Raw genomic sequence first — 26,275 nt, 5'->3', positions numbered from 1 at the left:
CCGCCGTGGGGCTTGCCGTCATGACCCTGTCCATGCAGGTTCGTGCGATTGAAGCCAATCGTTCCGCCATCGCCGGTGCGGCGGACCGCCTTGATTACACGTCGAGACTGGTCGGCGCGTTTGCAGGACATCCCGCAAACTGTTGAGGTCGTGACTGAGGCCGTCATCCGCGACCAGCGCGATGCCGCTACAGAGTGGCGCAGATCTCGCTTCGCCGCAGACGGACGCCTGGCGGCGTGTGATCTGCTTTGACAATGTCGCTCCCGCCGCTGACAATGCCGATGGGTTTCAGAATGGTTGTTGGATTTTATCCAGGCTGGCATAAAGAAGGTTCGCACGGAGTGGGGACGATTTGCGATGACGAATGGCGAACCATTTATTGATTACTACAAGATTTTGCAGGTCAGTCCGAACTGTGACGCACGTGCGCTGGAAACCGCCTATCGCTTTCTTGCGAAGAAATACCACCCCGACCATGTAGAAACGGCTGACGTCACGAAATTCAATGAGGTGATCGAGGCATATAAGGCGCTCAGAAATCCCGACCAGCGCGCTCAATATGACCTTCTCTACACCGGCAAGACCGGGTTTATATTTTCTGCGAATGTTGAAGTCGATGACGAAAAAACTGCGAATGATGACGCAGATGCGCATGCTAAAATCCTGTTATTTCTATATAAAAGAAGAAGGGAAAATGCCCAGGATGCCGGGGTGGGCCGATATTTCGTCCAGAAGATGTTGAACTGTTCGGATGAGCATTTTGAGTTTCATCTATGGTACCTAAAGTCGAAAAGTTTAATTGAAATCACCGAACAAGGAACTTTAGCAATCACCATTGAAGGCGTAGATCACGTGATCTCCATGTCTCAGACCATCATGCGAGAAAAATTGCTGATTGGACGAATGATCGATACCTAGGATTGGGCAACCCTATCGAACGGCAGCTTTTTCATCGCGCTCACCCAAAAATTGACGGACGACTCCCGGCCATCTTGCGAGGCGAGCATGGCGCTATGCCCAGCAGAGCGTGGTTGAGGAGGAGAAGCAGGTGTTCCGTGGCCATCCGGATGTTATGGACGCCGACCTTGCTGACGACTTAAGCACCATTCCCCGACTTGAGCTGATGAAACCTTTATTGCGCCGGATCGTCGATCCGAGCCTGCTGTATCTGATCCAATCCTGGCTGGAATATGCTGTCGAGGAACGGGCGACAAGGGTCGAAGAAAACGAACGGCACAGGTCCGCCCGCCGTGATGAAGGCGTGACGTCTTGTCCGAGAACAAGATATAGGAGATCTGCACATCCGGTTCGATAGCAGGGAATGGAAATGGACCGTCTGGCAAGCCCCGGAGGTGTGCAGCACGGTATCGCGCCACTTCCTGACTCTATTGAGGCCAAAGAGGCGGCTTCACGACGCATTCGATGTTGGCTCCCTTCCCCAAATTTCTCTTCCAAATGATCGGCTATGGCAATCGGCAAGCATCTATGGTCATTTACCGACGGAGGGGATGAGGTCATGCAGACGAGACTGACGGATACTGAGTTCGAAGCCTATCTGGCGCGGATTGGCATCCGGCGGCCGGAACGGCCCGATCTTGGAGCGTTGATCTCGATCCACCGTGCCCACGCCTATAGCTTCACCTGGGAAACGATCGACTGCTTCATGGGCTGGCCCTCCAGCATCGATCCCCAGGACGCCTTCGCCAAGATGATCGATCGCCGCCGGGGCGGCTGGTGCTATGAGATGAACGGCCTGCTTGGCGCGGCCTTGTCCGCCTGTGGCTTTGCCGTGACGCGGCTTTGCGGAGCGGTTCGCCGCGCGGAACTCGGCGATAACGTCATCGGCAATCATCTGACCCTCCGTGTAGATCTGGATGAGCCTTGGCTTGCGGAGGCAGGACTGGGCGACGCGCTTGTCGATCCCATTCCCCTGGCGATCGGATCGTCGATGCAACGCGGCTATGAATTTTCGATCGGGCAGGCGGACGGAAACTGGCTGCGTTTCCATAATCACCCTCATGGCGGGGCGCCGACCTTCGATTTCCAGGCGGACTATGCCGACGAGGCCGCTCTTGAAAATGCGCAGCGCTGGCTGCTCGAAAGCGAGGAGTCCCCGTTTGCCGGCAATCTCCTGCTGCAGCGCCATTTTCCCGACCGCATCGAAAGCATCCTTAACGGCATGTGGCGGACGACGACGCCTCAGGGCGTGGTCGAAAGGCCGATCGGAAGCGCACCGGAATTTGCGGCGCTGCTGGCTGGCATTTTCCAGATCGATGAGCCTCGGACAGACGCCATCTGGGAACATGTGCGGGAAATCACCGCATAGCGTCTATCGCAGGACGGGGCGCCAGTGTCTTTCGGTTGTCGTAGAAAAAGACAGACGAGGTGATTTGGATGGGGCGCGTGCGCAACAGTCATTGCACGCGCCTCTTGCATTCATTGTCGAGGACCGTCGGCCTCGAAACTGTAGCGGGAGCGAGACTGACGGTCCCGCTCCCGTGGTTCATCAGGCTTTCACCGGTGCGGGTTCGGCCGCCTTGGCATCGGTGCCAAGGTGCGAGCCCGCAGCTTCAAGCGCAGCCTTCAACGTCTTGGGCTTGGATGCCGATTTTGCCTTGGGAGCCGCGCCAACCTTCTTTGCGGGCTTGGCCTTCGCAGCCTCTGCGGCGGGAGTAGGCTCGACCTTGGCATTGGCCTTATCCGCTTTGGGACCGGCTATTCCCAGACGCTTGCGCGCTTCGCCCTTTACTTTGGCGGGTGCGGCGCCGGCACTGGTTAAACGGTTCGAGATAAGCGGGGCGGCCTTGGGGGTGGAATCCTTCGCTTTGGCGGCTTTCTTCACCGGCGCAGGTGCAGGAGGGGTCGCAGCAGCCTTCGGAGCGTCGGCCACGGCGGGGGCAGCCTTTGCAGCAGGGACAGCCGCAGCCTTCGCAGGCTTCTTCGCCGGAGCTGAAGCTGCTTTCCTGGGTGCCTTCGGCGGAGCGGCTGGGGTGGCGGTTGCCTCAGCAGGCTTCGCAGCGGCTACCGGCTTCTTGCCCAGGCCGATCTTTTCCGCAACGGCGCGCCGGGATTCCGAATAGCTCTGAGCCACCAGCGGATAGGTCTTCGGCAATTTATAGCGTTCGCGATATTGCTCGGGGGTGAGGTCGTTCGCCGCGAGATGGCGCTTCAAGGTCTTGTACGGCTTGCCGTCGATCAGGCTGAAGATGTGATCGGGCGACGACAGGCTCTTGCGCACCGACACGGCGGGCGTGAAAGTCGGTTTGGCCGGTTCTTCTGCGGCGGCGGCCGGATTTTCCGTCAGCGCGGCGCGCGTCGTCTTGATCAAGTCCGCCAGGCTGTCGCTTGCGACGGTGTTGTTGGAAACAAAAGCACTGACAAGCTGGACGGTGAGAGCGGTGATGTCGGATTGATTGACTTCGGCCATTTTGCGAACCCGTAGAGAGAGGAATGTTGGCGCTATTTGCGCGCTTCAGCATCAAATGTAAATATTGCGATTTGGCTGCATCCCAAGATCAGGTTGCCCGATGAAGCAATCAAATAAACTGGCTTCAGCTGCAAAAGCTAAAGCTGCGGCCCACGCAGCATAGCAACGATGGTTCGGGTCTAGGGAACCCGGCGCTCATCACTTGATGGCGGTACGGCCGTGTCGAGATGAATGTGCTTGGATAGGGCGGCCAGTTCTTTTGCCGTCTCGGAATCGCGATTGTCCTGAGCGCCACCGGCCGCTTCCTTGAGCGCGCTCATGATGCCTTGCACCTGTTGCCGGTTGATCGCCCCGGATTGAAACAACGCACGGATTATCGCTCGAATTGCCAGCTCGGTTCCGTTGTCCATCGCTTGCCTCCATCAACTCTCGCCGCATGATCATAGCATCTTTTGATCGCTGGCGGATAAAGGCGATAACGGCCGGCGCATATTTTCGCTCGCGCGAAAGGCAAAGCGGCGGCGTCCCTCTGGCCGCCGCCGCTCGTCCTCAACGCTTAGCAGCGCGAATTGCGATCGATGGCGCGGCCGGCCAGCGCACCGGCGCCAGCGCCGATGATGGTGCCCGGTGCGCGATCGCCACGCGTATCGACGGCGCGGCCCAGAAGCGCGCCGGCTACGCCGCCGAGCAGCAGGCCGGTGGTCCCGCCCGACTTGCGGCAGCGATAACCGCGATCATCGCGATAGCCGCGATAGTCGCGGCGATCAGAATAGCGAACCCGCTCATGGCGATCATAGCGGCTCCAGCCACGATCGCCGTCATGGGCGAACGATGTCGCCGGCACGGCAGCCGAGAGGGTGGCGGCGGCAAGAGCGATGCCGAGAATGGATTTGCGAATGGTCATAACGTGTCTCCTCAAATCTTTGCGTTGCCTGGCCTTATTCCACCCCGCGCATGGGCGCAGGCTGAACCGCTTTGTTATCAAAGGTTAAGCTGACCGCGCTTTGCGAGGTATCCCTGCTCTCTCCCTCACCATAGCATTGCTTTCTTGCCTGCCCGGCGCAGCCGGGTCATAGGCTCTGGAAATGAACGAGGAAACAGATGCGATCATTGCCCGCGTGGTCGAGCGGATTCCGCTGTACCTGCGCAACAACTTGGCCTCGAAGGATGCCGGTGTTCGCAAGGAGGCAGAGGAGACGCTTGCGGCGATGATCTCAAGCGCGCTGGCGAATGGAACCGCCGAAACTTCCGAGGATTAAGGCGCCATCGACTTTTCTGGAACTTTGACGATGCGAGCGGTGCCGGAAACCGGGACAATTTCCATCGCGATCGTGGCGTCGTTGCTGCTCATGTCGGCCAACCCCGCCGCGGCGCATCCGGCGGATTTCATGCAGGTAAAATGTGCGCAGGGGCGAAGCTTTTTCCTTCGGATCGAAGGAAAGCAGGCCATCATCCGGTCGGGCGCTGTGCAGATGCGGCTCGATCGGCGCAGTTCCGCGCTGGGGCAACAATTTGTGAGCGAGGCTGCGACCTTGATCATCGACGGCGATTTCGTGGCCTTCGTTCCCAAGGGTGATCCGAGCTGGCGGGACTGTCGCATCGAAGCGGCAACGGAGGCTTCGCCGCATCCCTGAAGGATGGGCAATGAGCAACGGGATCAATCCGTTATGGAATGGCTTCGGGCTGGAAATCATCTGGAAGAGGCATAAGTTCAAAAGCGTCACCCTTCCCCTTCGAGTGACTCTCCCTGAACCTTCCCCGCGTGGAGCCTGGCTCCGGCGGGGCATCTTTTATCCCCTGACCAGCCCTGTGTCCGGCCTCAAGCTGCTTGCGAAAGCAGCGGCGACCTGTCGGCCTCCAGCAAGCCCGCCCTGCGGCCCTGTATCTGGTCAAGATAGGCAAAGATGGAGACGATGGCCGGCGTGGCGGTTGCGCTGTCCTGCCGCTTGGTGTCGAGCGTGCCGCCGTTCATCAGCGCTTCGAGCGCATCCCGCCCGCGCGCGACGCGGCTTTTGATCGTGCCGATCGCTGTTCCCATAATATCGGCCGCTTCGTCATAGGAGAAGCCGCCCGCACCCACCAGGATCAGAGCCTCGCGTTGGGATTCGGGCAGTTGCGCCAGCGCGCGCGTCAGATCGCGCAGCTCGACGCACATATGCTGGGCCGCTGGCGCCGCCAGCAAGCGGTCGGCCACAAGCTCATCCCAATCGCCGGTAAAGCGGCGGCGGCGCATCTGGCTGAAATAATGGTTGCGCAGGATTGTGAAGGTCCAGGCACGAAAATTGGTGTCGGCCCAGAAACGGCTGCGTGCGGCCCATGCCTTGAGCATGGTTTCCTGGACGAGGTCGTCGGCGGTATCGCGATCGCCGCATAGGCCACGGGCGAAGGCACGCAATTGGGGGATGATGCCAGTCAGTTTTTCCTTGAAATCCCTGTCCGAGAGGGTGGTTCGCGTTTCAGTCGATCCGCAATCTTCCATGTCGTTCACCTCTCTCATCAACGGGAGAAGAACATTTCGGATCAGTATCGGTTCCGCTTTTTTGAAATTGTGCGCCGGACTTCATGGGAGATGCCTGCCTCCTCGGCAACCGGGATGAGCTGCTCGACCTTGTCGAGGCTGTTCTCATCGCTCATCGCAGTAGGAGAGTATTTGGCGCGTATCGTATCCGGCGTTTTCTCTCCCCGACGATATTTGCCGGAGAGCATCCCCTTCGCCAGCGGGCTCCAGGACATGACGCCCATGCCAAAGCGTTGGCAAGTCGGTAGAACGTCTTTTTCGATGGAGCGATTGAGGATGGAATAAGGCTGCTGCTCGGTCCTGAAGCGCGCCAGCCCGCCCCGTTCGGCAACCCACTGTGCATCCACGATGTCAGCAGATCAGCAATTTAACGGGGGGAGGGGGGAACGGCATCCGCTCGGTCGGCGTGCCGGTCCGCATCGCCTGTGAGCAGTACCGCTTCAACCTGTCGGGCGATGGCGATCAGACCCAGCGCAAGCCGTTCACGCAATTCCTTTTCGGGCAGTGCGTAGGCAGGGCCGCCCAGGTTGAGCACATAGATGGCGCCCCCAGGACGAGCGGCTATCGGCACGGCCACGCCCCTGATATCCTTCTGCCAATCGCCGATGCTGGCGCAGTAACCAAGACGGCGATGTTCATCGATCGCGTCATCCACGCCTTTGCGGATACGCCCCCATTCGTCGCCATAATGCGGTCGCAGCCGGTCCAGAACATCTTCCCGTTCGTCGCCACCGCACGCAGCAAGATAGGCCCGCCCCATAGCGGAGGTCGCCATTGGAAGCCGTGATCCTGGAAATAATCGCAGCGCGATCAGCGCATCGCCCTCCGCAGCGTCGGTATAAACGATCTGAAGATCGTCGCGTGTGCCAAGTCCAACGTTGAAGTGGCTGCCGGTCGCCAGTCGTTGCATCAGCGGAAGGGCCAAGGTGCGCACATTTGTCGTGGCCAGCGCGATAGCGCCAAGCCGAATGGCGCGCGGACCCAGCCGATATTCGCGTAAACGCGGATCGAAAGACAAATAATTATGCAACGCCAATGTGTAGGCCAGCCGCGACACCGTCGGCTTGGTCAGGCCAGTACGCTCAGCGAGTTCAGCATTGCCCAGGCTCGCGTCATTGCGAGTGAAAGCATCGAGCAGCGTAAGGCCGCGAGCCAGCGCCGCCACGATTTGAGAGTCCCCGTCCTCCTCGCGAACAGCACTACCCAATTGGCCTGCCTGGCGTGGCTTTGCTCGTTCAGCTGGAGTGGTTTGCGCTTTCATCTGGACCTCTTGAACAGTGACATGGCTGCGGGAAGCACTGCTGTCCGATCCGGGATGCGATCAGCGGTGGCCACGTCAACCATGTCTAACCAGAACCTGCACATTAGTATATTCCAGTAGTCCCTCCGCGGCGTTCTCAACGAGCCTCTTCGAGCGGCTTGCCTTGCTCCTGCGTTAGGAGCCGGCCCAAATTATCGATTTCGTCGCGTAATCGGGCTGCAGCCGCGAGAAGCATGGTATCCCGGCTGGCGGGCTCTACCCGCTTCCAGCTATGAAAGGCCCGTCGTGCCGCGGACAGCGCCCCTTCCGGAGCGATCAAGATGCTACGCCAGTGGCGTCATGCCGACGCCCATTATGACCCTATTGCTCATGCGCCGCATCTAGAACAGCCGGCGCTCGATGAAAACGCGAAAATCATTTTCGCGTTTGTTGACGTTTCATCGGGGAGGGCTTAGCGATTGCGACAGGCGCAGTAATCAATGAGGGGTGAAATGGATCTGGGCATCCAAGATCGCGTGGCGTTCGTGACCGGGGCGGCGGGGGGCATTGGCGCCCGCGTCGCGGCGATGCTCGCTCAGGAGGGAGCGTCGGTCGCGATCGGCGATATCGATGCCGATGCGGCCGAGGCGCAGGCCGCGCGCTTGCGTGAACGGGGCTTCGCCGCGCTTGCTGTCCGGGTCGATGTGGCGAGCGCAGCTTCGGTGGACCAGGCCGTCGCAACCATCGCAAAGACGCTGGGCGGTGTGGACATCCTCGTCAACAATGCCGGCTTTACCCGTGACAAACGCATCGGCCGCATGGATGAGGGCGATTGGGATGCTGTCATCGACGTCGTTCTCAAGGGCTCATTTCTGTGCACTAAATCGGTTCTGCCCGCGATGATTGAGAAGAAATGGGGCCGTATCGTCAATATCTCGTCGCGCGCCTATCTGGGCAATCCAGGTCAGGCCAACTACTCGTCCGCCAAAGCGGGGCTTCTCGGCCTGACGCGATCGATGGCCATGGAGAATGGCCGGTACAACATCACCGTGAACGCGGTCGCGCCTGGCATCATCGATACGGCCGCCGTTCGGAATCTTCCGCATTTCGAGAAGATCAAGGCGAATGCCGAGGCGTCCCTGCCCCTGCCTCGGCTCGGGCGGGCCGAGGATGTAGCAGCCGCGATCGTCTTCCTCGCTTCGGAGCAGGCCAGCTATATCACGGGCGACGTGCTCCATGTGTCCGGAGGACGCTATGGCTGATGGCGTTCCGGTTGCCGATTCCCCGATAAGGCCGACCGGCGGATCCATCATGGATCCGCAGTTTTTGCTCAGCCTTCCGCCCCGGATCATCACCCACAGCTATACCAGACGCGATACGATGCTTTACGCGCTGGGCGTTGGCGCTGGGCATGGTCCCATGGCCGAGGCTGATCTGCCCTTCGTCTTTGAGGAAGGCTTGCGCGCGCTGCCAACCATGGCCGTCGTGCTTGCCTATCCGGGATTTTGGCAAATGGAGCCCCATTACGGCATCGACTGGCGACGGGTTCTTCACGCGGAGCAATCCTGTGAATTTCACGCCCCGCTGCCGGTCGAGGGTAAGGTACGGGGTGAACTCTCGATCGACGCGATCGTCGACAAGGGCAGCGAAAAGGGCGCGCTCCTGCGCGCCTGCCGCCTGATCTATGACGATGCTGACAACAGGCTTTTGGCAACCGTCCGGCAGCTTTCCTTCCTGCGCGGCGACGGCGGGAGAGGGGGCGGCGGGGCAGCGTTACTTCCCCTGCCAGCGGTTCCCGGCCGCGAACCGGACAGAACCGTCGCGTTCGAGGTCCGGCCTGAGCAGGCGCTCATCTACCGCTTGTCCGGCGATTACAATCCGCTGCATGCCCGTCCCGCAACGGCGCGCGATGCGGGATTTGATAGGCCGCTGTTGCACGGTTTATGCACTTACGGATTTGCGGGCAGGGCCATTCTGGCGGCGGTCTGCAATAATGATCCGACCCTCCTCAAAACCCTGGAATGCAGGTTCACCGCGCCTGTTTACCCCGGACAGAATCTTGATGTCCGAATCTGGTGGGAAACGGCAGAAGATCTAGCATTTCAACTTGTCGTTCCCGAAAGTCGAAAAGTCGTCATCGACAATGGAAGGGCGCGGATAACGCCATCGTCCCATGCGATCGAGCCGGTTGTGAAGAGTTTCCCCATGGTATCGGCCCGTTCTTGATGACGGCAGAGCGCGAAGATCGTCATTGCGACGGTTTGACCATCATGTTTGATAGGGTTTATCTATCAAACATGATGGTCTTCGATTTGACGTCGGCCCCGCCGGAGCGCAGCATAGCGCGCGGGAAAAGGCGCCGGAAGAATGAAGAAGATGCAGCAAGGTGATGCCGTCAATGAAACGGCGCGGTTGATCGAGGATTGGGCCAGCGTGCATGGCCGGGCGCGGGATCGGCTGCTGCCGTTGCTGCACATGTTGCAGGAAGAGATAGGTTCTGTCGATGATGCAGCGATCCCAGCCATAGCCAAGGCGCTCAACCTGAGCCGCGCCGACGTGCATGGTGTCGTGACATTCTACCATGATTTCCGGCGCGCGCCCGCTGGGCGGCATGTAGTGAAGCTGTGCCGGGCGGAAAGCTGCCAGGCACGCGGCGGCGCGGCGATGGAGCGAGCGGCGGCGGAACGGCTGGGTGTCGCCATGGGTGAGACGCGGCGCGACGGGCAGGTGACGCTGGAGCCCGTCTATTGCCTGGGATTATGCGCCGTGGGGCCGAATGCGCTGGTCGACGGGCGGCCGATTGCGCGGGTTGACGCGACGGTTCTGGAACGGATTGCGCGGGAGATCGCGGCATGACGCCGGGCCGGAAAAACAAAGTCTATGTCAGCCGGGACATGGCGTCGGTAGCCTTGGGCGCGGACGAGGTGGCGCACGCTTTCGAGACCGCCGGATGTGAGGTGGTGCGCACCGGCAGCCGGGGCTTGTTTTCCATCGAGCCTTTGGTTGAGGTGGAACACGATGGGGCGCGGGTTGGGTACGGGCCGGTGGGACCGGACGATGTGGCCGCCGTGCTGAACGGAAGCCATGCGGCGCGGCTGGGGGATGTGGCCGCCTTGCCCTTTTTCGCGGGGCAGCAGCGTTTTACCTTTGCCCGCTGTGGGATCATCGATCCGCTGAGTCTGGAGGATTATGCCGCGCATGGCGGCTGGCGCGGGCTGGACGCTGCGCGGGCGATGGCGCCGCAGGCGGTGGTGGATGCGGTAAAGGCTTCCGGCTTGCGGGGGCGCGGCGGGGCTGGCTTTCCGACCGGAATCAAATGGCAGACGGTGCTGGATGCGCCGGGCGAGCCCAAGTTCATCGTTTGCAATGCCGATGAAGGCGACAGCGGAACCTTTGCCGACCGGATGCTGATGGAGGGCGATCCTTTCTGCCTGATCGAAGGGATGGCGCTCGCCGGACATGCGGTGGGGGCAGGCCACGGCTATATCTATATTCGCAGCGAATATCCGTTTGCGGTCTCGGCCATGCGGCAAGCGATCGAGATTTCCGCCCAGCGGATCGCGCCCTTCACGCTGGAGGTGCGGGTCGGGGCGGGCGCCTATGTCTGCGGCGAGGAAACGGCGCTGCTCGACAGTATCGAAGGCAAGCGGGGACAGGTGCGGGCGAAGCCGCCTCTTCCGGCGCTGGAGGGGCTGTTCGGGCAGCCGACGGTGATCAACAATGTGCTGAGTCTGGCGGCGGTTCCCTTCATCCTGGCGGAAGGAGCTGAGGCCTATGCGGCGGTCGGTTTCGGGCGGTCGCGGGGCACCATGCCGGTGCAGCTTGCAGGCAATGTGAAGCATGGCGGGCTCTACGAAATCGGCTTCGGCATCACGCTGGGCGAGCTGGTGAACGACATTGGCGGCGGGACGGCCAGCGGAAGGCCGGTGCGTGCGGTGCAGGTGGGCGGGCCTTTAGGAGCCTATTTCCCGCCGAGCATGTTCGATCTGCCCTTCGACTATGAGGCTTTCGCGCAGGCTGGCGGGCTGATCGGCCACGCCGGGATCACGGTGTTCGACGATAGCGTCGACATGGCGCATATGGCGCGCTTTGCGATGGAATTCTGCGCGGTCGAGAGCTGTGGGAAATGCACGCCCTGCCGGATCGGGTCGACGCGGGGCGTTGAAGTGATGGACCGGATCATCGCGGCGCGGGATGCCGGGCCGGTGGCGGTGGAAGAGGTCGGCGGCGGATTGGCGAAGGCGCTGTATTCGCGAGCGCCTGAGCGGATCGACAGCGGGCTGGAGGCGCAGACGGCGCTGTTGCGCGACCTGTGCGATACGATGAAATATGGCTCGCTCTGCGCGTTGGGCGGTTTCACGCCCTATCCGGTGCTGAGCGCGCTCGATCATTTTCCCGAGGATTTTGGGGCTTCTGCTCCGGTGAAGGAAGCTGCGGAATGACCTACACGCGCGAAGCCGACCATGGGACGCCGCCTGCTGTCGCGACGTGCAAGAGCGTGACCCTCACCATCGATGGCGATACGGTCACCATGCCGGAGGGCACGTCGATCATGCGGGCGGCTTCGCTGACCGGCTGCTCGATCCCGAAGCTGTGCGCGACCGACAATGTCGAAAGCTTCGGCTCCTGCCGCCTCTGTCTGGTCGAGGTGGAGGGGCGCAATGGCTATCCCGCTTCCTGCACCACGCCGATTGCCGAGGGCATGGTGGTGCGGACGCAGAGCGAGCGGTTGAAGCAGTTGCGGCGCGGGGTGATGGAGCTTTACATCTCCGACCATCCGCTCGACTGCCTGACCTGCCCGGCCAATGGCGATTGCGAGTTGCAGGAACAGGCGGGCGCGGTGGGCCTGCGCGACGTGCGCTATGGCTATGATGGCGCGACCAATATGGGGCAGGCGAAGGACCAGTCGAACCCCTATTTCGACTTCGACCCCAGCAAATGCATCGTCTGTTCGCGCTGCGTGCGGGCTTGTGACGAGGTGCAGGGGACTTTTGCGCTGACCATCGAGGGAAGGGGCTTCGATTCCAAGGTTTCGCCATCCCAGGGGCAGGATTTCCTGTCGTCCGAATGCGTGTCCTGCGGCGCCTGCGTCCAGGCCTGCCCGACCGCCACGCTGACCGAGAAAAAGGTGGTGCAGATCGGCACGCCGGATCGGGCGGTCGTGACCACCTGCGCCTATTGCGGCGTCGGCTGCACCTTCCGGGCGGAGATGCGGGGCGAGGAGCTGGTGCGGATGGTGCCGTGGAAGGAGGGCAAGGCCAATCACGGGCATAGCTGCGTGAAGGGCCGCTTCGCCTGGGGTTATGCCCAGCATCGTGACCGCATCCTGAAGCCGATGATCCGCGCTTCGGTGGACGAACCCTGGCGCGAGGTGTCGTGGGAGGAGGCCATCGCCCATACCGCCAGCGAGTTTAAGCGCATCCAGGCACAATATGGCACGCGCAGCATCGGCGGCATCACCTCCAGCCGCTGCACCAATGAAGAGACCTTCCTCGTCCAGAAGCTGATCCGGCAGGGTTTCGGCAATAATAATGTCGATACCTGCGCGCGGGTCTGCCATTCCCCGACGGGCTATGGATTGAAGACGACGTTCGGCACTTCGGCGGGCACGCAGGATTTCGACAGCGTTGCCGAGGCCGACGTCATTCTGGTTATCGGCGCCAATCCGACCGACGGCCATCCCGTCTTCGCCAGCCGAATGAAGAAGCGGCTGCGCGAGGGCGCGAAGCTAATCGTCATCGATCCCCGGCGGATCGATCTGGTGAAGTCGCCCCATGTCGAGGCGGCGCATCATCTGCCGCTGCGGCCCGGCACCAATGTCGCCATGCTGACGGCGATGGCGCATGTGATCGTCACGGAAAATCTCTTCGACGAAGCCTTCATCCGGAATCGTTGCGACTGGGATGAATTTATGGACTGGGCGGCCTTCGTCGCTGAACCCAGCCGCTCGCCCGAAGCGATCGAGCCGCTGACTGGGGTGAAGGCGGAAGAGGTGCGCGCGGCGGCGCGGCTTTATGCCACCGGGGGTAACGCTGCGATCTACTATGGTCTTGGCGTCACCGAGCATAGTCAAGGGTCGTCCACCGTCATGGCGATTGCCAATCTCGCCATGGCGACCGGCAATGTCGGGCGGGAAGGCGTCGGCGTGAACCCTTTGCGCGGGCAGAATAATGTGCAGGGCGCCTGTGACATGGGCAGCTTTCCGCACGAATTTTCAGGCTATCGCCATGTGTCGGACGATGCGGTGCGCGGTCAGTTCGAACGGGCCTGGGGCGTGACGCTGGATGCCGAGCCGGGGCTGCGCATCCCCAATATGCTCGACGCGGCGACGGATGGGACGTTCAAGGGCATCTTCATCCAGGGCGAGGATATTCTTCAGTCCGATCCCAACACCCATCATGTCGCGGCGGGACTGGCGGCGATGGAATGTGTGGTGGTCCAAGACCTGTTCCTCAATGAGACGGCCAATTACGCCCATGTCTTCCTGCCGGGATCGACCTTTCTGGAGAAGGATGGAACCTTTACCAATGCCGAACGGCGCATCCAGCGCGTGCGCAAGGTGATGGCGCCGCTCAATGGCTATGGCGATTGGGAGATCGTCCAGCTTGTCGCGCAGGCCATGGGGCTTGGCTGGTCCTATGCGCATCCGTCCGAGATCATGGACGAGATCGCCGCGCTGACCCCGACCTTCGCGGGCGTGCATTATGACCGGCTGGACGCGGAAGGATCGCTGCAATGGCCGGCCAATGACGCGGCGCCGGACGGGACGCCGACCATGCATATCGACGGCTTTGTGCGCGGCAGGGGCAAGTTCGTCGTCACCGACTATGTGCCGACCGATGAGAAGACCGGGCCGCGCTTCCCGCTGTTGCTGACGACCGGGCGCATCCTCAGCCAATATAATGTCGGCGCGCAGACGCGGCGGACGGCGAACGAGGCCTGGCATCCGGAGGACCGGCTGGAGATCCACCCCGCCGACGCGGAGAACCGGGGAATCAAGGATGGCGATTGGGTCTCGCTCAAGAGCCGGGCCGGGGAAACCAGCCTGCGGGCGCTGATTACCGAGCGGGTGGCGCCGGGCGTGGTCTACACCACCTTCCACCATCCCGATACGCAGGCCAATGTCATCACCACCGATTATTCGGACTGGGCCACCAACTGCCCGGAATATAAGGTGACGGCGGTGCAGGTCACGCCCTCCAACGGACCGAGCGACTGGCAGCGCGACTATGCCGATCAGGCCCGCCACAGCAGGCGGATTGCGCCGCTGGCAGCGGCGCAATAGGATCGGGCGTATGAGCGATGAAAATGAGGTCATGTCGACCGAAGACCGCCTGATCTACATGGCGAACCAGATCGCCCGCAATCTTGCGGCATCGGGTGAGGCGGAGGCTGTGGCGATGACGGCGGATCATATGCGCGCCTTTTGGGATCCGGCGATGAAGCGGCGCATCGCCGTGCTGGCGGCGGAGCGTCCCGAGGCGCTTTCCTCCATTGCCGCCGCCGCCGTCCGCCGGGTCGCGGCCCCTTGAGCGCCGTGCTGGAGGATGAATCCGTCATATTCAGGCAGGTGACGCCGGAAGGCCGGGTGACGGCGGTGACCCGCGAGTTGGCCGAGGAAGTGCCGGTCGCGATCGAATTTAACGGCATTGGCTATGCCGTGCTGATGGCGACGCCTGCGGATGTGGCGGACCTGGTGCTGGGTTTCGCGCTGGCGGAACGGCTGATCGGGCCGGAGGATGCGCCCTTCGACGTCGACATGCATGCGACGGAGCAGGGGATCATTGCCCGTGCGACCTTGCCGGAGGGACGGACGGAAGTTTTGCTCAGCCGGGTGCGGCATCGCGCTTCGGAATCCTCCTGCGGGATTTGCGGCGTGGAGAATCTGGAACAGGCGATCCGGCCCTTGCCGGCCGTCACCGGCCGGACGCTGGCCGACAAGGCAGCGATCTTTCGGGCACTGGGCGATTTGGGACAGCATCAGCCGCTCAACATGCGAACCGGCGCGGCGCATGTCGCGGCGCTGGTGGCGGCGGACGGCGCGATCCGCCTGGCGCGGGAGGATGTCGGGCGGCATAATGCGTTCGACAAGCTGATCGGCGCGATGCGGCGGCGCGGATGGGAATGGGATGGCGGTTTTGCGCTGCTTTCTTCGCGCTGTTCCTATGAACTGGTGGAAAAGGCGGTGCTGGCGGACTGCCCCTTGCTGGTGACGATTTCCGCGCCGACGCGGCTTGCGGTCGAACGGGCGGTGGGAGCGGGGCTGCCGCTGGCGGTGCTGGCCCGCCCCGACGCGATCCTGCTGAGCGGGGATCAGTCGGGATCGTAGCGGCTGTCGAGTTCGGCGGCGCGGGCTCGGTCTGCTTTCGCTTTCCGTGTTTCTCCGCGCTGCCGCAACAGCAGGCTGCGATGATAATAGCCCCGCGCCGCATAGGGCGCATAGCGGACGGCCTTGTCGAAATCCTCTAGTGCACGGTCGCTCTCGCCCTGCGCCTGATAGGCCATTGCGCGATTGAGATAGGCCTGGGCCGATTTCGGCGCGACGGCGATCGCCTTGTCGAAGGCGGCCACGGCATCGCGCCAGTCGCCCTGCCAAGCCCGCGTCAGCCCATCGGCCATAGGCGCGCCGACACGGGCCCTGTCTCCTTTGGCGGCGGGATCGACCTGCCGCTTGCAGGCGGTGAGGTCTTGCTGCGGGTCCAGCACGGTGCAGGCGTTCCAGTCGCCCCGTCCGCGCAGCAGGTTCGGATCGGCCCTGGCGCTGGTGACGACGATGTCCCCGGCGGCTTCGCTATCGGCTGCCTTGTTGGCGCGCCTTGCCGAAACCTCCGCATTGGCGAGGGTCGCGGGGGGAGGAGGGGGAGCAGCAGGAGAGGCAGCGGGAGCCGCCGCCATGCTTCCATAAGCCTGTATGGCGGGCGCTTGCTCCGGCGGTTGTACCGCCTTTTCCTGAACCGGCTCTAGGGCAGGCGCGGGGGGTTTTGTGGCTGACTTTTCCGGGACGATAGCTGGCGGTTCGGAGCGCAAGGGCGACGGAACGGGCGCGGCGGCCATATCGGCGGCGGCCCGTTCTTCCTGCGGTCGGGCGGCGATCCGAGGGGAAGGGGCGTCCTGTCGCGGCATATTCATCCATGCGACGGGCAGGACGACAAGCGCAAGCAGGGATAGGGCAAGCGCGCTCCCCAGATAGGGACGGTCGAGCAGATGCCGCCAACGCGCAGCTTTGCCGGTCCCGACAGACGGCGCATCCTGCTCCGTTCCATCGAACCGGCGCAATGCCGCCTCGACCGCCGCCTCGCGCCGCGTTGGGGCAGGCGGCGGCGGATCGGGCAGGGAGAAGGGTGTGTTTCGCTCGCCGGCCATTTACGGCTTCCTGTCATCCTTGCGGGGCGGGCCTTGCGTCGGTTCAGGAGAGGCGGGCGGGTACATCGGTTGATCTTATGCGGCAAAGCGTAGCGCTGCGAAAGGGGCCGGTTTTCCTGACCAGCCCCCATCCCGATCAGAGTGGCTGCATGGAGGCAGCCGTTCTCGCGGCGCGGACCAACTGGATGAATTCGGCGCGATAGCCGAATGGATCGGCGCCTCGCGCTGCCGTGGCGATGCGCAGCACATCGTCATAGCCGATCGATCCGCCATAGCGTCCGCCGCGCAGCAATTCGGCAAAGGCCGCCACGCCGGTCGCGAAGCGGGCATCGAGCGGCGCATTTTCGAAACGGGCGAATTCCACGGCCCGGTTGATCGGGGTCGCGATCAATTGGCTCCGATCCGATTTGGGCGCCTTGTAGCGGATCTTGACGAAGCCATATTCGCTTGCGCTCCCGGCTGGCGCCCTGGCTGACGGGGTGTAGCGCAGGTCGGGGACGGCGCGGGGACCGCCCACCGGCACGATTTCATAGAGCGCCGTCACGGTCTGGCCCGATCCGACATCGCCCGCGTCCACGCGATCATTGTCGAAATCCTCCCGGTTCAGCATGCGCGTTTCGTAGCCGATCAGCCGATATTCCGCGACGGTCGCGGGGTTGAATTCGACCTGGATCTTCACATCCTTGGCGATCGGGAAGAGGGTGGAGCCGGCCTCCTCCACCAGCGTCTTGCGCGCTTCGCTGAGGGTGTCGATATAGGCCGCAGCGCCATTGCCGTTCTGCGCCAGCGCCTGCATCAGCGCGTCATTGTAATTGCCCATGCCAAAGCCGAGGAGGGACAGGAAAATCCCCTTGTTCCGTTCGCGTTCGACAAAGCCCTTCAACTCATCGACATTGGTGATGCCGATGTTGAAATCGCCGTCCGTGGCCAGCATCACCCGGTTGACGCCCGTCGGGTCCAGATTGGCGGCGGCCAGCGCATAGGCCTGGCGAACGCCCTCCGCCCCCGCCGTGCCGCCGCCCGCGCCAAGGCGGTTGATGACCTCCAAAATCCTGTGCTTCTGGCTGACCGGCGTGGGCTCCAGCGCGGTCCCGGCGCTGCCCGCATAGGTGACGATGGCGACATGGTCATTGGGGTCGAGCTGGCCGACCAGCATGGACAGGGATTGCTTCACCAGCGGCAGCTTGTTGGGCTCGTTCATGGAACCGGAGGTGTCGATCAGGAACACCAGATTGGCGCGAGGCCGCACGGCGCGCTGGACCGCATAGCCGCGAATGCCGATGCGGACGAGCTTGCGCCCGGCCGTCCAGGGGCTGGGGAAGACCGCGACATTGGTCGTGAAGGGCTGGGCGATACTGCGCGGCGCGGCATAATCATAGGGGAAATAGTTGATCATCTCCTCCGGCCGGACGGCGGCGGGTTGCGGCAGGACATTCTGGTTGAGCGATGCGCGCACGAAGGAATAGGATGCGGTGTCGACATCGATGGAGAAGGTCGAAACCGGCTGTTCCCGGACGATCTGGAAGCGGTTCTCCTCCTTGTTCGCGAATGTGTCGCGCCCGACGTCATGATAAGCGGGCGGCCATGGCCTGCGCTCCGGCATGGCGAGCATCGGCGCCGGGGGTGGAGGGGCATATGCCGGTTCCGCCCGAACCGCCCCATTGGCCTTGTGGGTCTGGTATGCGCCGGCGCTGTCGGCCCGCTGGGAGGTGACGACGATTTCCTCAGCCGGTGCGGGGGCGTTCGGCGCCGCCATTTCGTGCGTCCCCTGACCGGCGCAGGAAGCCAGGGCGAAGCTCATAAAGCCCGTGGCGATGAAAGGAAGGAAGCGAGGCATGACATTCTCCCATGATGGAGACGGCGCAAATCATCCGTCAATCACTGGGACGCGGCTCAAGGGGGAAAGCTTGGGAGGTTAAGAAAATTTTTTCCGGAGGGGCGTGAGCTAACGCGCCTCCGCTTTGTCGAAAGACAGCAATCGTCGGATCTCGTGCATCCGCCACGCGACGGTGGACTCGCTTACCCCCAGCAGCGGGGCGGCTTCCGCATGGGTAAGCTGTTGACCGGCGATCAGCACCGCCGTGTCCCGATAGGCGGGCTTCAGCCGGGCGATCGCGCTTTTGAGCCAGATGGCGTCGTGCAGATCGCGGCCGTCCGGCGCGGGCGTCAGTCCGGCGATCACCGCCAGCCGCTCGGCAAAGCCGCTGAAGGAGCGCTTGCGGCGGCGCAGATCGCGGCAGGCATTATAGACGATGCCGCAGAGCCAGGTGGTGAACTTTGCCTCCCCGCGAAAACTGCCGATCTTCTCGACCAGGGTGCAGCATACCTCCTGCGCGACGTCGTCGGCATCGCTGCGCGAGCCGGTCAACTGCCAGGCGAGCCCGTGAATCCGGTCATAATGCCGCCGCAGCAAGGTTTCGAAAGCCTTGCGGTCGCCGTCGACCGCCGCGGCGACCAAGAGGCTGTCCGGGAAATAGGACGGGTCATCCATCGGTCAGGGTCGCATCCCGCCGCCCATGACGGCCGGCGGCCCTGCACTCCCATCTTTCCGGCCAGCCCCCGACATTCCGACAGAGCTAGCAAAGATGAAGCGCCTGTTCCACTCATCCGGAACAGAGGCTTCGCGGGCTTTCAAGGATGTGCTAGCGCCGGTCGTGATGACAAAGCCTATTCTATCCGGATCGACCGATGAGGGGTCGGCGCGCCGCCGCCAGATTCTGGAGATTGCGGCCCAGCTATTCGCCAAAAAGGGCTATCGCGGAACGTCCATGCGGGACATTGGCGAGCAGGCGGGCGTACTGGGCGGTTCGCTCTACCATCATATCAAGTCGAAGGATGCGCTGTTCGTCGAGTTGCACAATGCCGCGCTCGACGGGGCGGAGGAACAGATAGCCAAAGCCGTCGGGGCGCAATCCGATCCATGGGCGAAGCTGACGGCGGCCTGCGCGACATTGCTGGACATTCAACTCGCCCCCGATTCGCTGACGACGCCGATGATGAACGATTTTCGGGAGGTGCCCGATGATGTCCGCAAACAACTGATCGCGCGGCGCGACCGGTTCGAGGGGCTGTTCCGGTCGCTGGTGGAGGAGCTTTCGCTGCCGCCGCATATCGACCGGTCAGTCTATCGCAATCTGCTTCTGGTTCAACTGAACGGCATGGCGGACTGGTATCGGCCCGGCCGACTCACGCCGGGCGAGATGGCAGCGCAGATCGTTGCCGTCTTTCGGCACGAATAATCCTTGGCGGAGGCACGGTGGCGACAGTGCCGCCGCCGTATCGGCCGATGCTAATATTCGATATAGATGTGAACCTTGAACTTATTCACGCCCGCCGCTTCGGCAATTTTCGTTTTCGACAGATCGATAATATCTTTGAGCGGATTGGCGTAAGATTCAGGGGATGCCTTCTTCTCTTCAGGAAGCGGAGAATTTTCCTTGCCGAAAAGCAATTGCTGTTCGGTCAGGCCGAAAACACCCGACAAAATGTGCAAATTGTCCTTGCGCGGCATGGTCCTGCCCGTTTCCCATCCCCAGATGGTGGGCTTGCTGAACCCCGTCTGCTCGGACAGGGCGGCGCGGCTCAGACCCCGTTCCTGCCGCAATCGACGCAGGCGTTCGGGCAGCCCCTCCGCAACGGTCGCCTCGGGTCGATCTGCAATGGGTTTTACCTCATCGCGGCTCGGGCTGCGCAGCCGCACCGCACTCACCACCCCTTGCGGCAGCGGTTGATCGAAACGGCAACCGAACAGCGACTCATTTTGCCAGACGACATGCGCGGCGACTTTGTCGGCATCGGGCAAGGACACCATGACGCTTTGCCCGATCTTGAGCTGCGACTTGGTGTCGATGAGCATGCCGGCCGTGGAGATGTCGTGGATCACGACATTCGCGCTTGTTTCGTCCAGCGTGTTGGGCAGTTCGAGGCGAATGCGCCAGCGAGCGGCTCCGCGCCTGTTGTCGGACTTCGAGGGCTGATCTACGATCGCATGAATAGGCATTTTTCGACTATGCGCGCGGGTGGGTTTCAGGAACGTTAATGCGACGGCAACTGACGCGAGCGCATCCGGCGGCGGGCCTTCGATTGGCGATGCCTAGCTGAAGTTTCCGCGCCTTACGGGCGGCGGGGCGTCGCCATGATGATCTGCCGAACATGCCGCACATGATCGTGCCCGGCTTTTTCGGCCGCGACGGGATCTCGCCTTACGACGGCGTCGACGATCGAGCGATAGTCCGCGAGCCGGATGCTACGGAGCTGCCGGCTCTGATATTGGGCGTAGATGATGTGCATGCTGATGGCCGGAAACAGGCGCTGCAACTCGCGATTGCCCCCGATCGTGAGCAGCGCGCGGTAGAAATGGCGGCGTGCCCGGCTGAACATGCCGGGTTCGTCATGTATGTCGGCCTCGATCACCATCGCTAGCGTCGAGCGCAGCAATTCGCCGTGCCGGTCTTCGTGATAATGCATGGCCGCCGAACGGGTCGCCAATGCGGTCATCGCTTCGGCCACCTCCAGCACTTCGAGCGTTTCGTCCATGCTGAGCAAGCGTATGGCGGGCGAGCGGTGGGGGTTCAGGTCGATCACGCCTCGTCCGTTCAGGCGCTGAATGGCCTCCCGCACGGCGTTTCGTCCCACGCCATAAAGGGCCGCCAGTTCCGTTTCGGCCAAACGCTGGCCCGGAACCATCCGTCCCTCCTCCAGATCGCGCAGGATGCCGCGATAGACCCGTTGGGAAGAACCGGCCTTCGTCTCTCCGGCGTTCGCGTCGTTGGTCAGCATTCCGCTTCTATGGGCACAATTAGGGGGATGCTCAAGTTCCAATTGATTGTTCCACAATAATGTTCCATTTTAACGACCGAGAGGTGCCGAATGAGTCGATGGAAGCTGGAAGGTAGGGTTGCTCTGGTCACGGGCGCTTCGGGTGGTCTTGGCGCCCATTTCGCTAAGGTGCTGGCGGAAGCGGGCGCGGAGGTCATCGTCGGCGCCCGCCGTCAGGAGGCGCTGGCCGATGTCGCCGGGTCCATTGTGGCTGCCGGCGGCAAATGCTCCGCCATCGCGCTCGACGTGTCCGATATGGCGAGTATTTCGGCAGCGACGCCCGCGCTGGAGCGGGTGGACATCCTCGTCAACAACGCCGGCATCGTGCGCGACGGTCCGGCGCTTAGCCATGGCGAAGCGGATTGGGACGCGGTGATCGACACCAACCTCAAGGGCATGTTCCTGATGTCGCAGGCGGCCGCCAGGGCCATGGAGGCGCGGCAAAAGGGCGGTTCCATCATCAACATCGCGTCCATTCTGGGCCTCAGGCAAGCGGGCGGCGTCGTTTCCTATGCGGTGTCCAAATCCGGGGCGATCCAGATGACGAAAACCCTCGCGCTCGAATGGGCGCGCCTGGGCATCCGGGTGAACGCGCTGGCGCCGGGCTATCTTGAGACTGAACTCAACGCCGACTTCTGGGCAAGCGAGGCGGGCAAGGCGATGATCAGGCGCATCCCGCAGCGGCGCCTGGGCAATTTGCAGGAACTGGACGGGCCGCTGCTGCTGCTGGCGTCCGACCTATCCTCCTACATGACCGGGTCCGTCATCGAAGTCGACGGCGGCCATCTGGTCAGCACCCTGTAACCCCTCCGGCAGAAAGAGAGAGGCATGACGCAACGCGCGCAAGAGATCGCGGCGAAGGTCGAAAACTTCGTCCGCGAAACGATCATTCCCTATGAGAAAGACCCCCGTTTCGAGGTCCATGGCCATGGTCCGCCGGAGGAGATGGTGTGGGAGATGCGGGAAAAGGCGCGTCAGGCCGGCGTGCTCACCCCGCACATATTGCCCGACGGGTCGCATTTGACGCAGCGCGAAACGGCGATGGTGCTGATCCGGTCCGGCCTGTCTCCATTCGGCCCGATCGCCTGCAACACCATGGCGCCCGATGAAGGCAATATGTATCTGATCGGCCATGTCGCCAGCGCCGAACAGAAGCGCCGTTTCCTCAAGCCGCTGGTGGCGGGCGAGGCGCGGTCCGCCTTCTTCATGACCGAACCGGCCGGGGAGGGCGGCGCGGGTTCCGATCCTTCGATGATGACGACCACCTGCCGGCTCGACGGCAATCATTGGATCATCAACGGGCGAAAGGCGTTCATCACCGGCGCGCAGGGGGCGAAGGTCGGCATCGTCATGGCGAAGTCCGACGATGGCGCGTGCATGTTCCTGGTCGATCTGCCCGATCCGGCGATCCGTATCGAGCGCGTGCTGGACACCATGGACAGTTCGATGCCCGGCGGTCATGCCATAATCGAGATCACCGATCTGCGTGTGCCCGCCGACCAGATGCTGGGCGCGTCCGGCGAAGGTTTCAAATATGCGCAGGTGCGGCTCAGTCCCGCGCGGCTTTCCCATTGCATGCGCTGGCTGGGCGCCTGCATCCGCGCGCAGGAAATCGCCACCGCTTATGCGTGCACGCGGCAAGCCTTCGGCAAGCTGTTGATAGACCATGAAGGGGTTGGATTCATGCTGGCGGAAAACCGCATCGCGCTCCAGCAATGCGAGTTGATGATCGACTGGTGTGCGGGCGTGCTCGACACCGGATCGCTCGGCACGAAAGAAAGCTCGATGACCAAGGTCGCGGTGTCGGAACATCTGATGAAGATCGCTGACAATTGCGTGCAGGTCATGGGCGGAACCGGCGTATCGGGGGATACGGTGGTCGAGCAGATCTTTCGCGAAATCCGCGCCTTCCGCATTTATGACGGCCCGACCGAAGTGCATAAATGGAGCCTGGCCAAGGGCATCAAGCGCGATTTCCTTAAAGGGGCGGCGGCATGAGCGCGCAGGCGCAAGATAATGTCGGCACGACGCCGGTCCGCGAAGGCTTTGCCTTCGATGAAGCATCGCTTTCGCGCTGGATGGCGGACAATGTGCCCGGCTTTGCCGGCCCGATGTCGGTCGAACAATTCAAGGGCGGCCAGTCCAATCCGACCTATAAGCTCGTTACGCCGGGGCATGGCTATGTGCTGCGCCGCAAGCCGCCCGGCCAGCTTCTGAAGGGCGCCCATGCGGTCGAACGCGAGGCGAAGGTTCTCGTCGGCCTGGAAAAGGCGGGATTTCCCGTGGCGCACGTCCATGGCCTGTGCACCGACGACAGCGTGATCGGCACATGGTTCTACGTCATGGATATGGTCGAGGGCCGCATCTTCTGGGACGCGACCGTGCCGGGCGTGAGCAATGGCGAGCGCGCCGCCATTTTCGACGCGATGAACGCGACCATGGCTCAGCTTCACATGGTCGATTATGAGGGCGTGGGCCTTGGCGACTATGGCCGCCCCGGCAATTATTTCGAGCGGCAGATTGCGCGCTGGTCGAAGCAATATCTGGAGGACAGCGACGCCGGGCGCGATCCGAACATGGATCGGCTGATCGAATGGCTGCCCGCGCATATTCCGGCCGATGACGATCGCAGCGCCATCATTCACGGCGATTTCCGCATCGACAACATGATCTTCCATCCGACGGAACCGCGGGTGCTGGCGGTTCTCGACTGGGAACTTTCGACCCTGGGCCACCCCGGCGCCGACTTCGCCTATAATGCGATGATGTACCGCATGCCGCCGCATATCGTCGCCGGTCTGGGCGGAGCGGATATCCAGGCGCTCGGCATCCCGTCCGAGGAGGATTATGTCGCGCTTTATTGCGCGCGTACGGCACAGGCGTCGCTGCCCGGCTATGAATTCTACCTCGCCTTCAACTTCTTCCGGCTGGCGGCGATTTTCCACGGCATCAAGGGCCGCGTCATCCGGGGAACGGCGTCCTCGTCCCAGGCGCGGGAGCGTGTCCGGGTTCTTCCCGAATTGATGGACCTAGCATGGAGGCAGGCGGTCCGCGCAGGCGCTAGCTGACGGATTGCGGTGGCGGTAGACGGATGCTGCGCGCTTCCCTGCGCAATTGACTGTAACAGATGTTTGGTATAGGAGGGCGCCGCGCTTTGAGGAGGAGTCCCGATGTTCAGCTATGTTCCGCCGATCGATGATTACCGCTTCCTGTTGACCGAGGTGCTCGGCTTCGACCGGGCGATGGCGGAGACGGGCAAGGATGTCGATGCGGACCTGGCGGCGGCCGTGCTGGAAGAAGCGGGGCGCATGTGCGCGGAACGGCTGCACCCGATCAACCGTCATGGCGATGAGGAAGGAAGCCGCCTTGTCGACGGCGAGGTGCGGACACCGGAGGGTTTTGCCGAAGCCTGGCGCGATTTTGTGGCTGCGGGCTGGGCTTCGCTCTCGGCGGACCCGGAATATGGCGGGCAGGGCTTGCCCTTCATCCTCCAGCTCTGGCTGGACGAGATGCTGTCGGCGGCGAATCTGTCCTTTGGCTTGTTCCCCGGCCTGACGCGTGGCGCGTGCGAGGCGATCATGGCTCATGCCAGCGATCCGTTGAAGGCCACCTACCTCCCGCGCATGGTGAGCGGCGAATGGACCGGCGCCATGGCGCTGACGGAAAGCGGCGCGGGCACGGACCTTGCCCTGCTCAAGACCAAGGCGGTTCCCGATGCCGACGGCGGCTATGCCGTCACCGGGCAGAAGATCTTCATTTCCTCGGGCGATCATGATTTCGGCGGCAATATCGTTCATCTGGTGCTGGCGCGGCTGCCCGATGCCCCAGCGGGCGTGAAGGGGATCAGCCTGTTCCTGGTGCCCAAATATCTGCCCGATGCGGATGGTGGTTTCACGATCCGCAATGCCATGTCGGTCGGCGCGCTGGAAAAGAAGATGGGCATTCATGCCCAGCCGACCTGCGTGATGAACTATGACGGCGCGACCGGCTGGCTGGTGGGGGAACCGAATAAGGGTGTGGCCGCCATGTTCACCATGATGAACGCCGAGCGGCTGATGGTCGGCATTCAGGGGCTGGGCATTGCCGGCGCCTCCTATCAGCAGGCCGCCGGCTATGCGAAGGAGCGGCTCCAGGGGCGCAGCGCCGATGGCGCGCGGAGCCCTGTGGCGATCATCGAACATGCCGATGTGCGGCGCATGCTGCTCAATATCCGCGCTTTCGTGGAGGCCGGGCGCGCTCTTGCCGGGTGGACGGCGTTGCAGCTCGACCGGGCGCATCATCATGCCGACGCGGCCGAACGGGCCAAGGCCGATGCTCTTGTCGCGCTGCTGACCCCGGTGGTGAAGGCGGCCTTCACGGATTACGGCTTCGAAAGCGCGGTGCAGGCGCAGCAGGTGTTCGGCGGCCATGGCTACATCCGCGAATGGGGCATGGAGCAATATGTCCGCGATGCGCGCATCGCCCAGATCTATGAGGGCACCAATGGCGTGCAGGCCATGGACCTGGTCGGGCGCAAGCTCTCCATGGCGGGCGGCGCGGTGGTCGACGGCTTTTTCGCGCTTATTGCGGAAGAATTGAAGGCGGCGGAAGGCTTGTCCATCGCGGAAAGGACGGGCGAAGCGCTCACCTTGCTGCGCGGCGTGACGGCTTCGCTGCGGGGTGCGGGCGTGGAAGCGGCGGGTGCGGCTTCGGTCGATTATCTGCGCCTCTTCGCGCTGGTTTCCATGGGCTGGATGTGGACGCGCATGGCTGCCGCCGCCAATGGGGAGACGCCGCTGCATGAGGCCAAGCGCGCTGTTGCCGACTTCTTCGCGCAACGGATGCTGCCGCAGGCGCAGGGCTTGGCGGGCAGCATCGCGGCGGGTGAAGCCACGATCATGGCGCTTGGCGCCGACGCCTTCTGAGCGAA

28 protein-coding genes and 1 pseudogene are annotated in these 26,275 nt (G+C 62.7%); 17 read left to right on the top strand and 12 right to left on the bottom strand.

Features of this window, described 5'->3' with window-relative positions:
• Nucleotides 1–20 precede the first annotated feature (20 nt).
• From VVT58_RS17565 to VVT58_RS17555, 3 genes are all read left to right on the top strand, one after another.
• The gene (locus tag VVT58_RS17565; protein WP_327754821.1) at nucleotides 21–146 is read left to right on the top strand and encodes a hypothetical protein; all 126 of its coding nucleotides are present in this window, start codon (nucleotides 21–23) and stop codon (nucleotides 144–146) included.
• Between the two features lie 211 nt (nucleotides 147–357).
• A complete protein-coding gene (locus tag VVT58_RS17560) occupies nucleotides 358–918 on the top strand; it encodes a DnaJ domain-containing protein (protein ID WP_087576345.1) in 561 nt (186 codons plus the stop codon).
• Between the two features lie 598 nt (nucleotides 919–1,516).
• Entirely contained in the window at nucleotides 1,517–2,326 is an 810-nt protein-coding gene (locus VVT58_RS17555; protein WP_327754822.1) for an arylamine N-acetyltransferase, read from the top strand.
• A gap of 180 nt (nucleotides 2,327–2,506) precedes the next feature.
• On the opposite strand, the gene VVT58_RS17550 is transcribed toward VVT58_RS17555, so the two are convergent.
• The 3 genes from VVT58_RS17550 to VVT58_RS17540 all read right to left on the bottom strand — a co-directional run bounded on the left by VVT58_RS17550 (nucleotide 2,507) and on the right by VVT58_RS17540 (nucleotide 4,331).
• Entirely contained in the window at nucleotides 2,507–3,427 is a 921-nt protein-coding gene (locus VVT58_RS17550) for a MucR family transcriptional regulator (protein WP_327754823.1), read from the bottom strand.
• Between the two features lie 179 nt (nucleotides 3,428–3,606).
• The gene (locus VVT58_RS17545; RefSeq protein ID WP_327754824.1) at nucleotides 3,607–3,837 is read right to left on the bottom strand and encodes a hypothetical protein; all 231 of its coding nucleotides are present in this window, start codon (nucleotides 3,835–3,837) and stop codon (nucleotides 3,607–3,609) included.
• A gap of 146 nt (nucleotides 3,838–3,983) precedes the next feature.
• Nucleotides 3,984–4,331 (bottom strand): glycine zipper 2TM domain-containing protein, encoded by a 348-nt coding sequence (locus VVT58_RS17540; RefSeq protein WP_066562773.1) that lies wholly within the window; start codon nucleotides 4,329–4,331, stop codon nucleotides 3,984–3,986.
• Between the two features lie 181 nt (nucleotides 4,332–4,512).
• On the opposite strand from VVT58_RS17540, the gene VVT58_RS17535 reads away from it, so the two are divergent.
• Together VVT58_RS17535 and VVT58_RS17530 are read left to right on the top strand one after the other, a co-directional pair.
• Nucleotides 4,513–4,686: a hypothetical protein gene (locus VVT58_RS17535; protein WP_327754825.1), complete on the top strand. Its 174-nt coding sequence runs from the start codon at nucleotides 4,513–4,515 to the stop codon at nucleotides 4,684–4,686.
• A 30-nt stretch (nucleotides 4,687–4,716) separates the two neighbouring features.
• Nucleotides 4,717–5,061 (top strand): hypothetical protein, encoded by a 345-nt coding sequence (locus VVT58_RS17530; RefSeq protein WP_327754826.1) that lies wholly within the window; start codon nucleotides 4,717–4,719, stop codon nucleotides 5,059–5,061.
• 185 nt (nucleotides 5,062–5,246) lie between these two features.
• Here VVT58_RS17530 and VVT58_RS17525 read toward each other — a convergent pair whose 3' ends face one another.
• From VVT58_RS17525 to VVT58_RS17510, 4 genes and pseudogenes are all read right to left on the bottom strand, one after another.
• Entirely contained in the window at nucleotides 5,247–5,906 is a 660-nt protein-coding gene (locus VVT58_RS17525; protein ID WP_327754928.1) for a sigma-70 family RNA polymerase sigma factor, read from the bottom strand.
• An 86-nt stretch (nucleotides 5,907–5,992) separates the two neighbouring features.
• Nucleotides 5,993–6,301, bottom strand: a pseudogene (locus VVT58_RS17520) (aldo/keto reductase); the annotation flags it as partial.
• A gap of 11 nt (nucleotides 6,302–6,312) precedes the next feature.
• Complete coding sequence (locus tag VVT58_RS17515; RefSeq protein ID WP_327754828.1) at nucleotides 6,313–7,152, bottom strand: IclR family transcriptional regulator; 840 nt, start codon at nucleotides 7,150–7,152, stop codon at nucleotides 6,313–6,315.
• 190 nt (nucleotides 7,153–7,342) lie between these two features.
• Nucleotides 7,343–7,525, bottom strand: coding sequence for an aldehyde dehydrogenase family protein (locus VVT58_RS17510; protein WP_350339864.1), 183 nt, complete (start codon nucleotides 7,523–7,525; stop codon nucleotides 7,343–7,345).
• Between the two features lie 172 nt (nucleotides 7,526–7,697).
• On the opposite strand from VVT58_RS17510, the gene fabG reads away from it, so the two are divergent.
• The 7 genes from fabG to fdhD all read left to right on the top strand — a co-directional run bounded on the left by fabG (nucleotide 7,698) and on the right by fdhD (nucleotide 15,514).
• Nucleotides 7,698–8,447, top strand: a complete 750-nt coding sequence (gene fabG, locus VVT58_RS17505) for a 3-oxoacyl-ACP reductase FabG (protein WP_327754830.1) — start codon at nucleotides 7,698–7,700, stop codon at nucleotides 8,445–8,447.
• Nucleotides 8,440–9,411, top strand: a complete 972-nt coding sequence (locus tag VVT58_RS17500) for a MaoC/PaaZ C-terminal domain-containing protein (RefSeq protein WP_405053751.1) — start codon at nucleotides 8,440–8,442, stop codon at nucleotides 9,409–9,411. Before fabG ends, VVT58_RS17500 begins: the two co-directional genes overlap by 8 nt.
• A 150-nt stretch (nucleotides 9,412–9,561) precedes the next feature.
• A complete protein-coding gene (locus VVT58_RS17495) occupies nucleotides 9,562–10,041 on the top strand; it encodes a formate dehydrogenase subunit gamma (protein ID WP_327754929.1) in 480 nt (159 codons plus the stop codon).
• Entirely contained in the window at nucleotides 10,038–11,627 is a 1,590-nt protein-coding gene (locus VVT58_RS17490; protein WP_327754832.1) for an NADH-ubiquinone oxidoreductase-F iron-sulfur binding region domain-containing protein, read from the top strand. Before VVT58_RS17495 ends, VVT58_RS17490 begins: the two co-directional genes overlap by 4 nt.
• Nucleotides 11,624–14,470, top strand: coding sequence for a formate dehydrogenase subunit alpha (gene fdhF / locus VVT58_RS17485; RefSeq protein WP_327754833.1), 2,847 nt, complete (start codon nucleotides 11,624–11,626; stop codon nucleotides 14,468–14,470). The genes VVT58_RS17490 and fdhF overlap by 4 nt, the downstream gene beginning before the upstream one ends.
• Before the next feature lie 10 nt (nucleotides 14,471–14,480).
• A complete protein-coding gene (locus VVT58_RS17480; protein ID WP_327754834.1) occupies nucleotides 14,481–14,717 on the top strand; it encodes a formate dehydrogenase subunit delta in 237 nt (78 codons plus the stop codon).
• A complete protein-coding gene (fdhD, locus tag VVT58_RS17475; protein WP_327754835.1) occupies nucleotides 14,714–15,514 on the top strand; it encodes a formate dehydrogenase accessory sulfurtransferase FdhD in 801 nt (266 codons plus the stop codon). Before VVT58_RS17480 ends, fdhD begins: the two co-directional genes overlap by 4 nt.
• On the opposite strand, the gene VVT58_RS17470 is transcribed toward fdhD, so the two are convergent.
• The 3 genes from VVT58_RS17470 to VVT58_RS17460 all read right to left on the bottom strand — a co-directional run bounded on the left by VVT58_RS17470 (nucleotide 15,499) and on the right by VVT58_RS17460 (nucleotide 19,039).
• Entirely contained in the window at nucleotides 15,499–16,548 is a 1,050-nt protein-coding gene (locus tag VVT58_RS17470; RefSeq protein WP_327754836.1) for a tetratricopeptide repeat protein, read from the bottom strand. The genes fdhD and VVT58_RS17470 overlap by 16 nt on opposite strands.
• A gap of 136 nt (nucleotides 16,549–16,684) precedes the next feature.
• Nucleotides 16,685–18,385 carry a VWA domain-containing protein gene (locus tag VVT58_RS17465; RefSeq protein ID WP_327754837.1) on the bottom strand — a complete coding sequence of 567 codons (1,701 nt, stop codon included), beginning with the start codon at nucleotides 18,383–18,385 and terminating at the stop codon, nucleotides 16,685–16,687.
• Between the two features lie 108 nt (nucleotides 18,386–18,493).
• Nucleotides 18,494–19,039: an RNA polymerase sigma factor gene (locus VVT58_RS17460; RefSeq protein WP_327754838.1), complete on the bottom strand. Its 546-nt coding sequence runs from the start codon at nucleotides 19,037–19,039 to the stop codon at nucleotides 18,494–18,496.
• 166 nt (nucleotides 19,040–19,205) lie between these two features.
• Here VVT58_RS17460 and VVT58_RS17455 point away from each other — a divergent pair, with 166 nt between their 5' ends.
• A complete protein-coding gene (locus VVT58_RS17455) occupies nucleotides 19,206–19,787 on the top strand; it encodes a TetR/AcrR family transcriptional regulator (protein ID WP_327754839.1) in 582 nt (193 codons plus the stop codon).
• A gap of 50 nt (nucleotides 19,788–19,837) precedes the next feature.
• On the opposite strand, the gene VVT58_RS17450 is transcribed toward VVT58_RS17455, so the two are convergent.
• Nucleotides 19,838–20,548 carry a helix-turn-helix domain-containing protein gene (locus VVT58_RS17450; protein ID WP_327754841.1) on the bottom strand — a complete coding sequence of 237 codons (711 nt, stop codon included), beginning with the start codon at nucleotides 20,546–20,548 and terminating at the stop codon, nucleotides 19,838–19,840.
• Nucleotides 20,549–20,661: 113 nt separating this feature from the next.
• Nucleotides 20,662–21,327, bottom strand: coding sequence for a GntR family transcriptional regulator (locus VVT58_RS17445; RefSeq protein ID WP_327754842.1), 666 nt, complete (start codon nucleotides 21,325–21,327; stop codon nucleotides 20,662–20,664).
• Between the two features lie 90 nt (nucleotides 21,328–21,417).
• On the opposite strand from VVT58_RS17445, the gene VVT58_RS17440 reads away from it, so the two are divergent.
• From VVT58_RS17440 to VVT58_RS17425, 4 genes are all read left to right on the top strand, one after another.
• Nucleotides 21,418–22,170 carry an SDR family NAD(P)-dependent oxidoreductase gene (locus VVT58_RS17440; protein WP_327754843.1) on the top strand — a complete coding sequence of 251 codons (753 nt, stop codon included), beginning with the start codon at nucleotides 21,418–21,420 and terminating at the stop codon, nucleotides 22,168–22,170.
• Between the two features lie 24 nt (nucleotides 22,171–22,194).
• Nucleotides 22,195–23,364, top strand: a complete 1,170-nt coding sequence (locus VVT58_RS17435) for an acyl-CoA dehydrogenase family protein (RefSeq protein WP_327754844.1) — start codon at nucleotides 22,195–22,197, stop codon at nucleotides 23,362–23,364.
• The gene (locus VVT58_RS17430; RefSeq protein WP_327754845.1) at nucleotides 23,361–24,434 is read left to right on the top strand and encodes a phosphotransferase; all 1,074 of its coding nucleotides are present in this window, start codon (nucleotides 23,361–23,363) and stop codon (nucleotides 24,432–24,434) included. Before VVT58_RS17435 ends, VVT58_RS17430 begins: the two co-directional genes overlap by 4 nt.
• 102 nt (nucleotides 24,435–24,536) lie before the next feature.
• Entirely contained in the window at nucleotides 24,537–26,270 is a 1,734-nt protein-coding gene (locus tag VVT58_RS17425; RefSeq protein ID WP_327754846.1) for an acyl-CoA dehydrogenase C-terminal domain-containing protein, read from the top strand.
• The last annotated feature ends 5 nt before the right edge of the window (nucleotides 26,271–26,275 follow it).

The organism is Sphingobium sp. SJ10-10, assembly GCF_036038995.2.
In the GTDB taxonomy this organism is placed as follows: Bacteria; Pseudomonadota; Alphaproteobacteria; order Sphingomonadales; family Sphingomonadaceae; genus Sphingobium.
The sequence above is the reverse complement of the archived record's forward strand: the minus strand, read 5'-3'. Positions and strand labels throughout refer to the sequence as shown.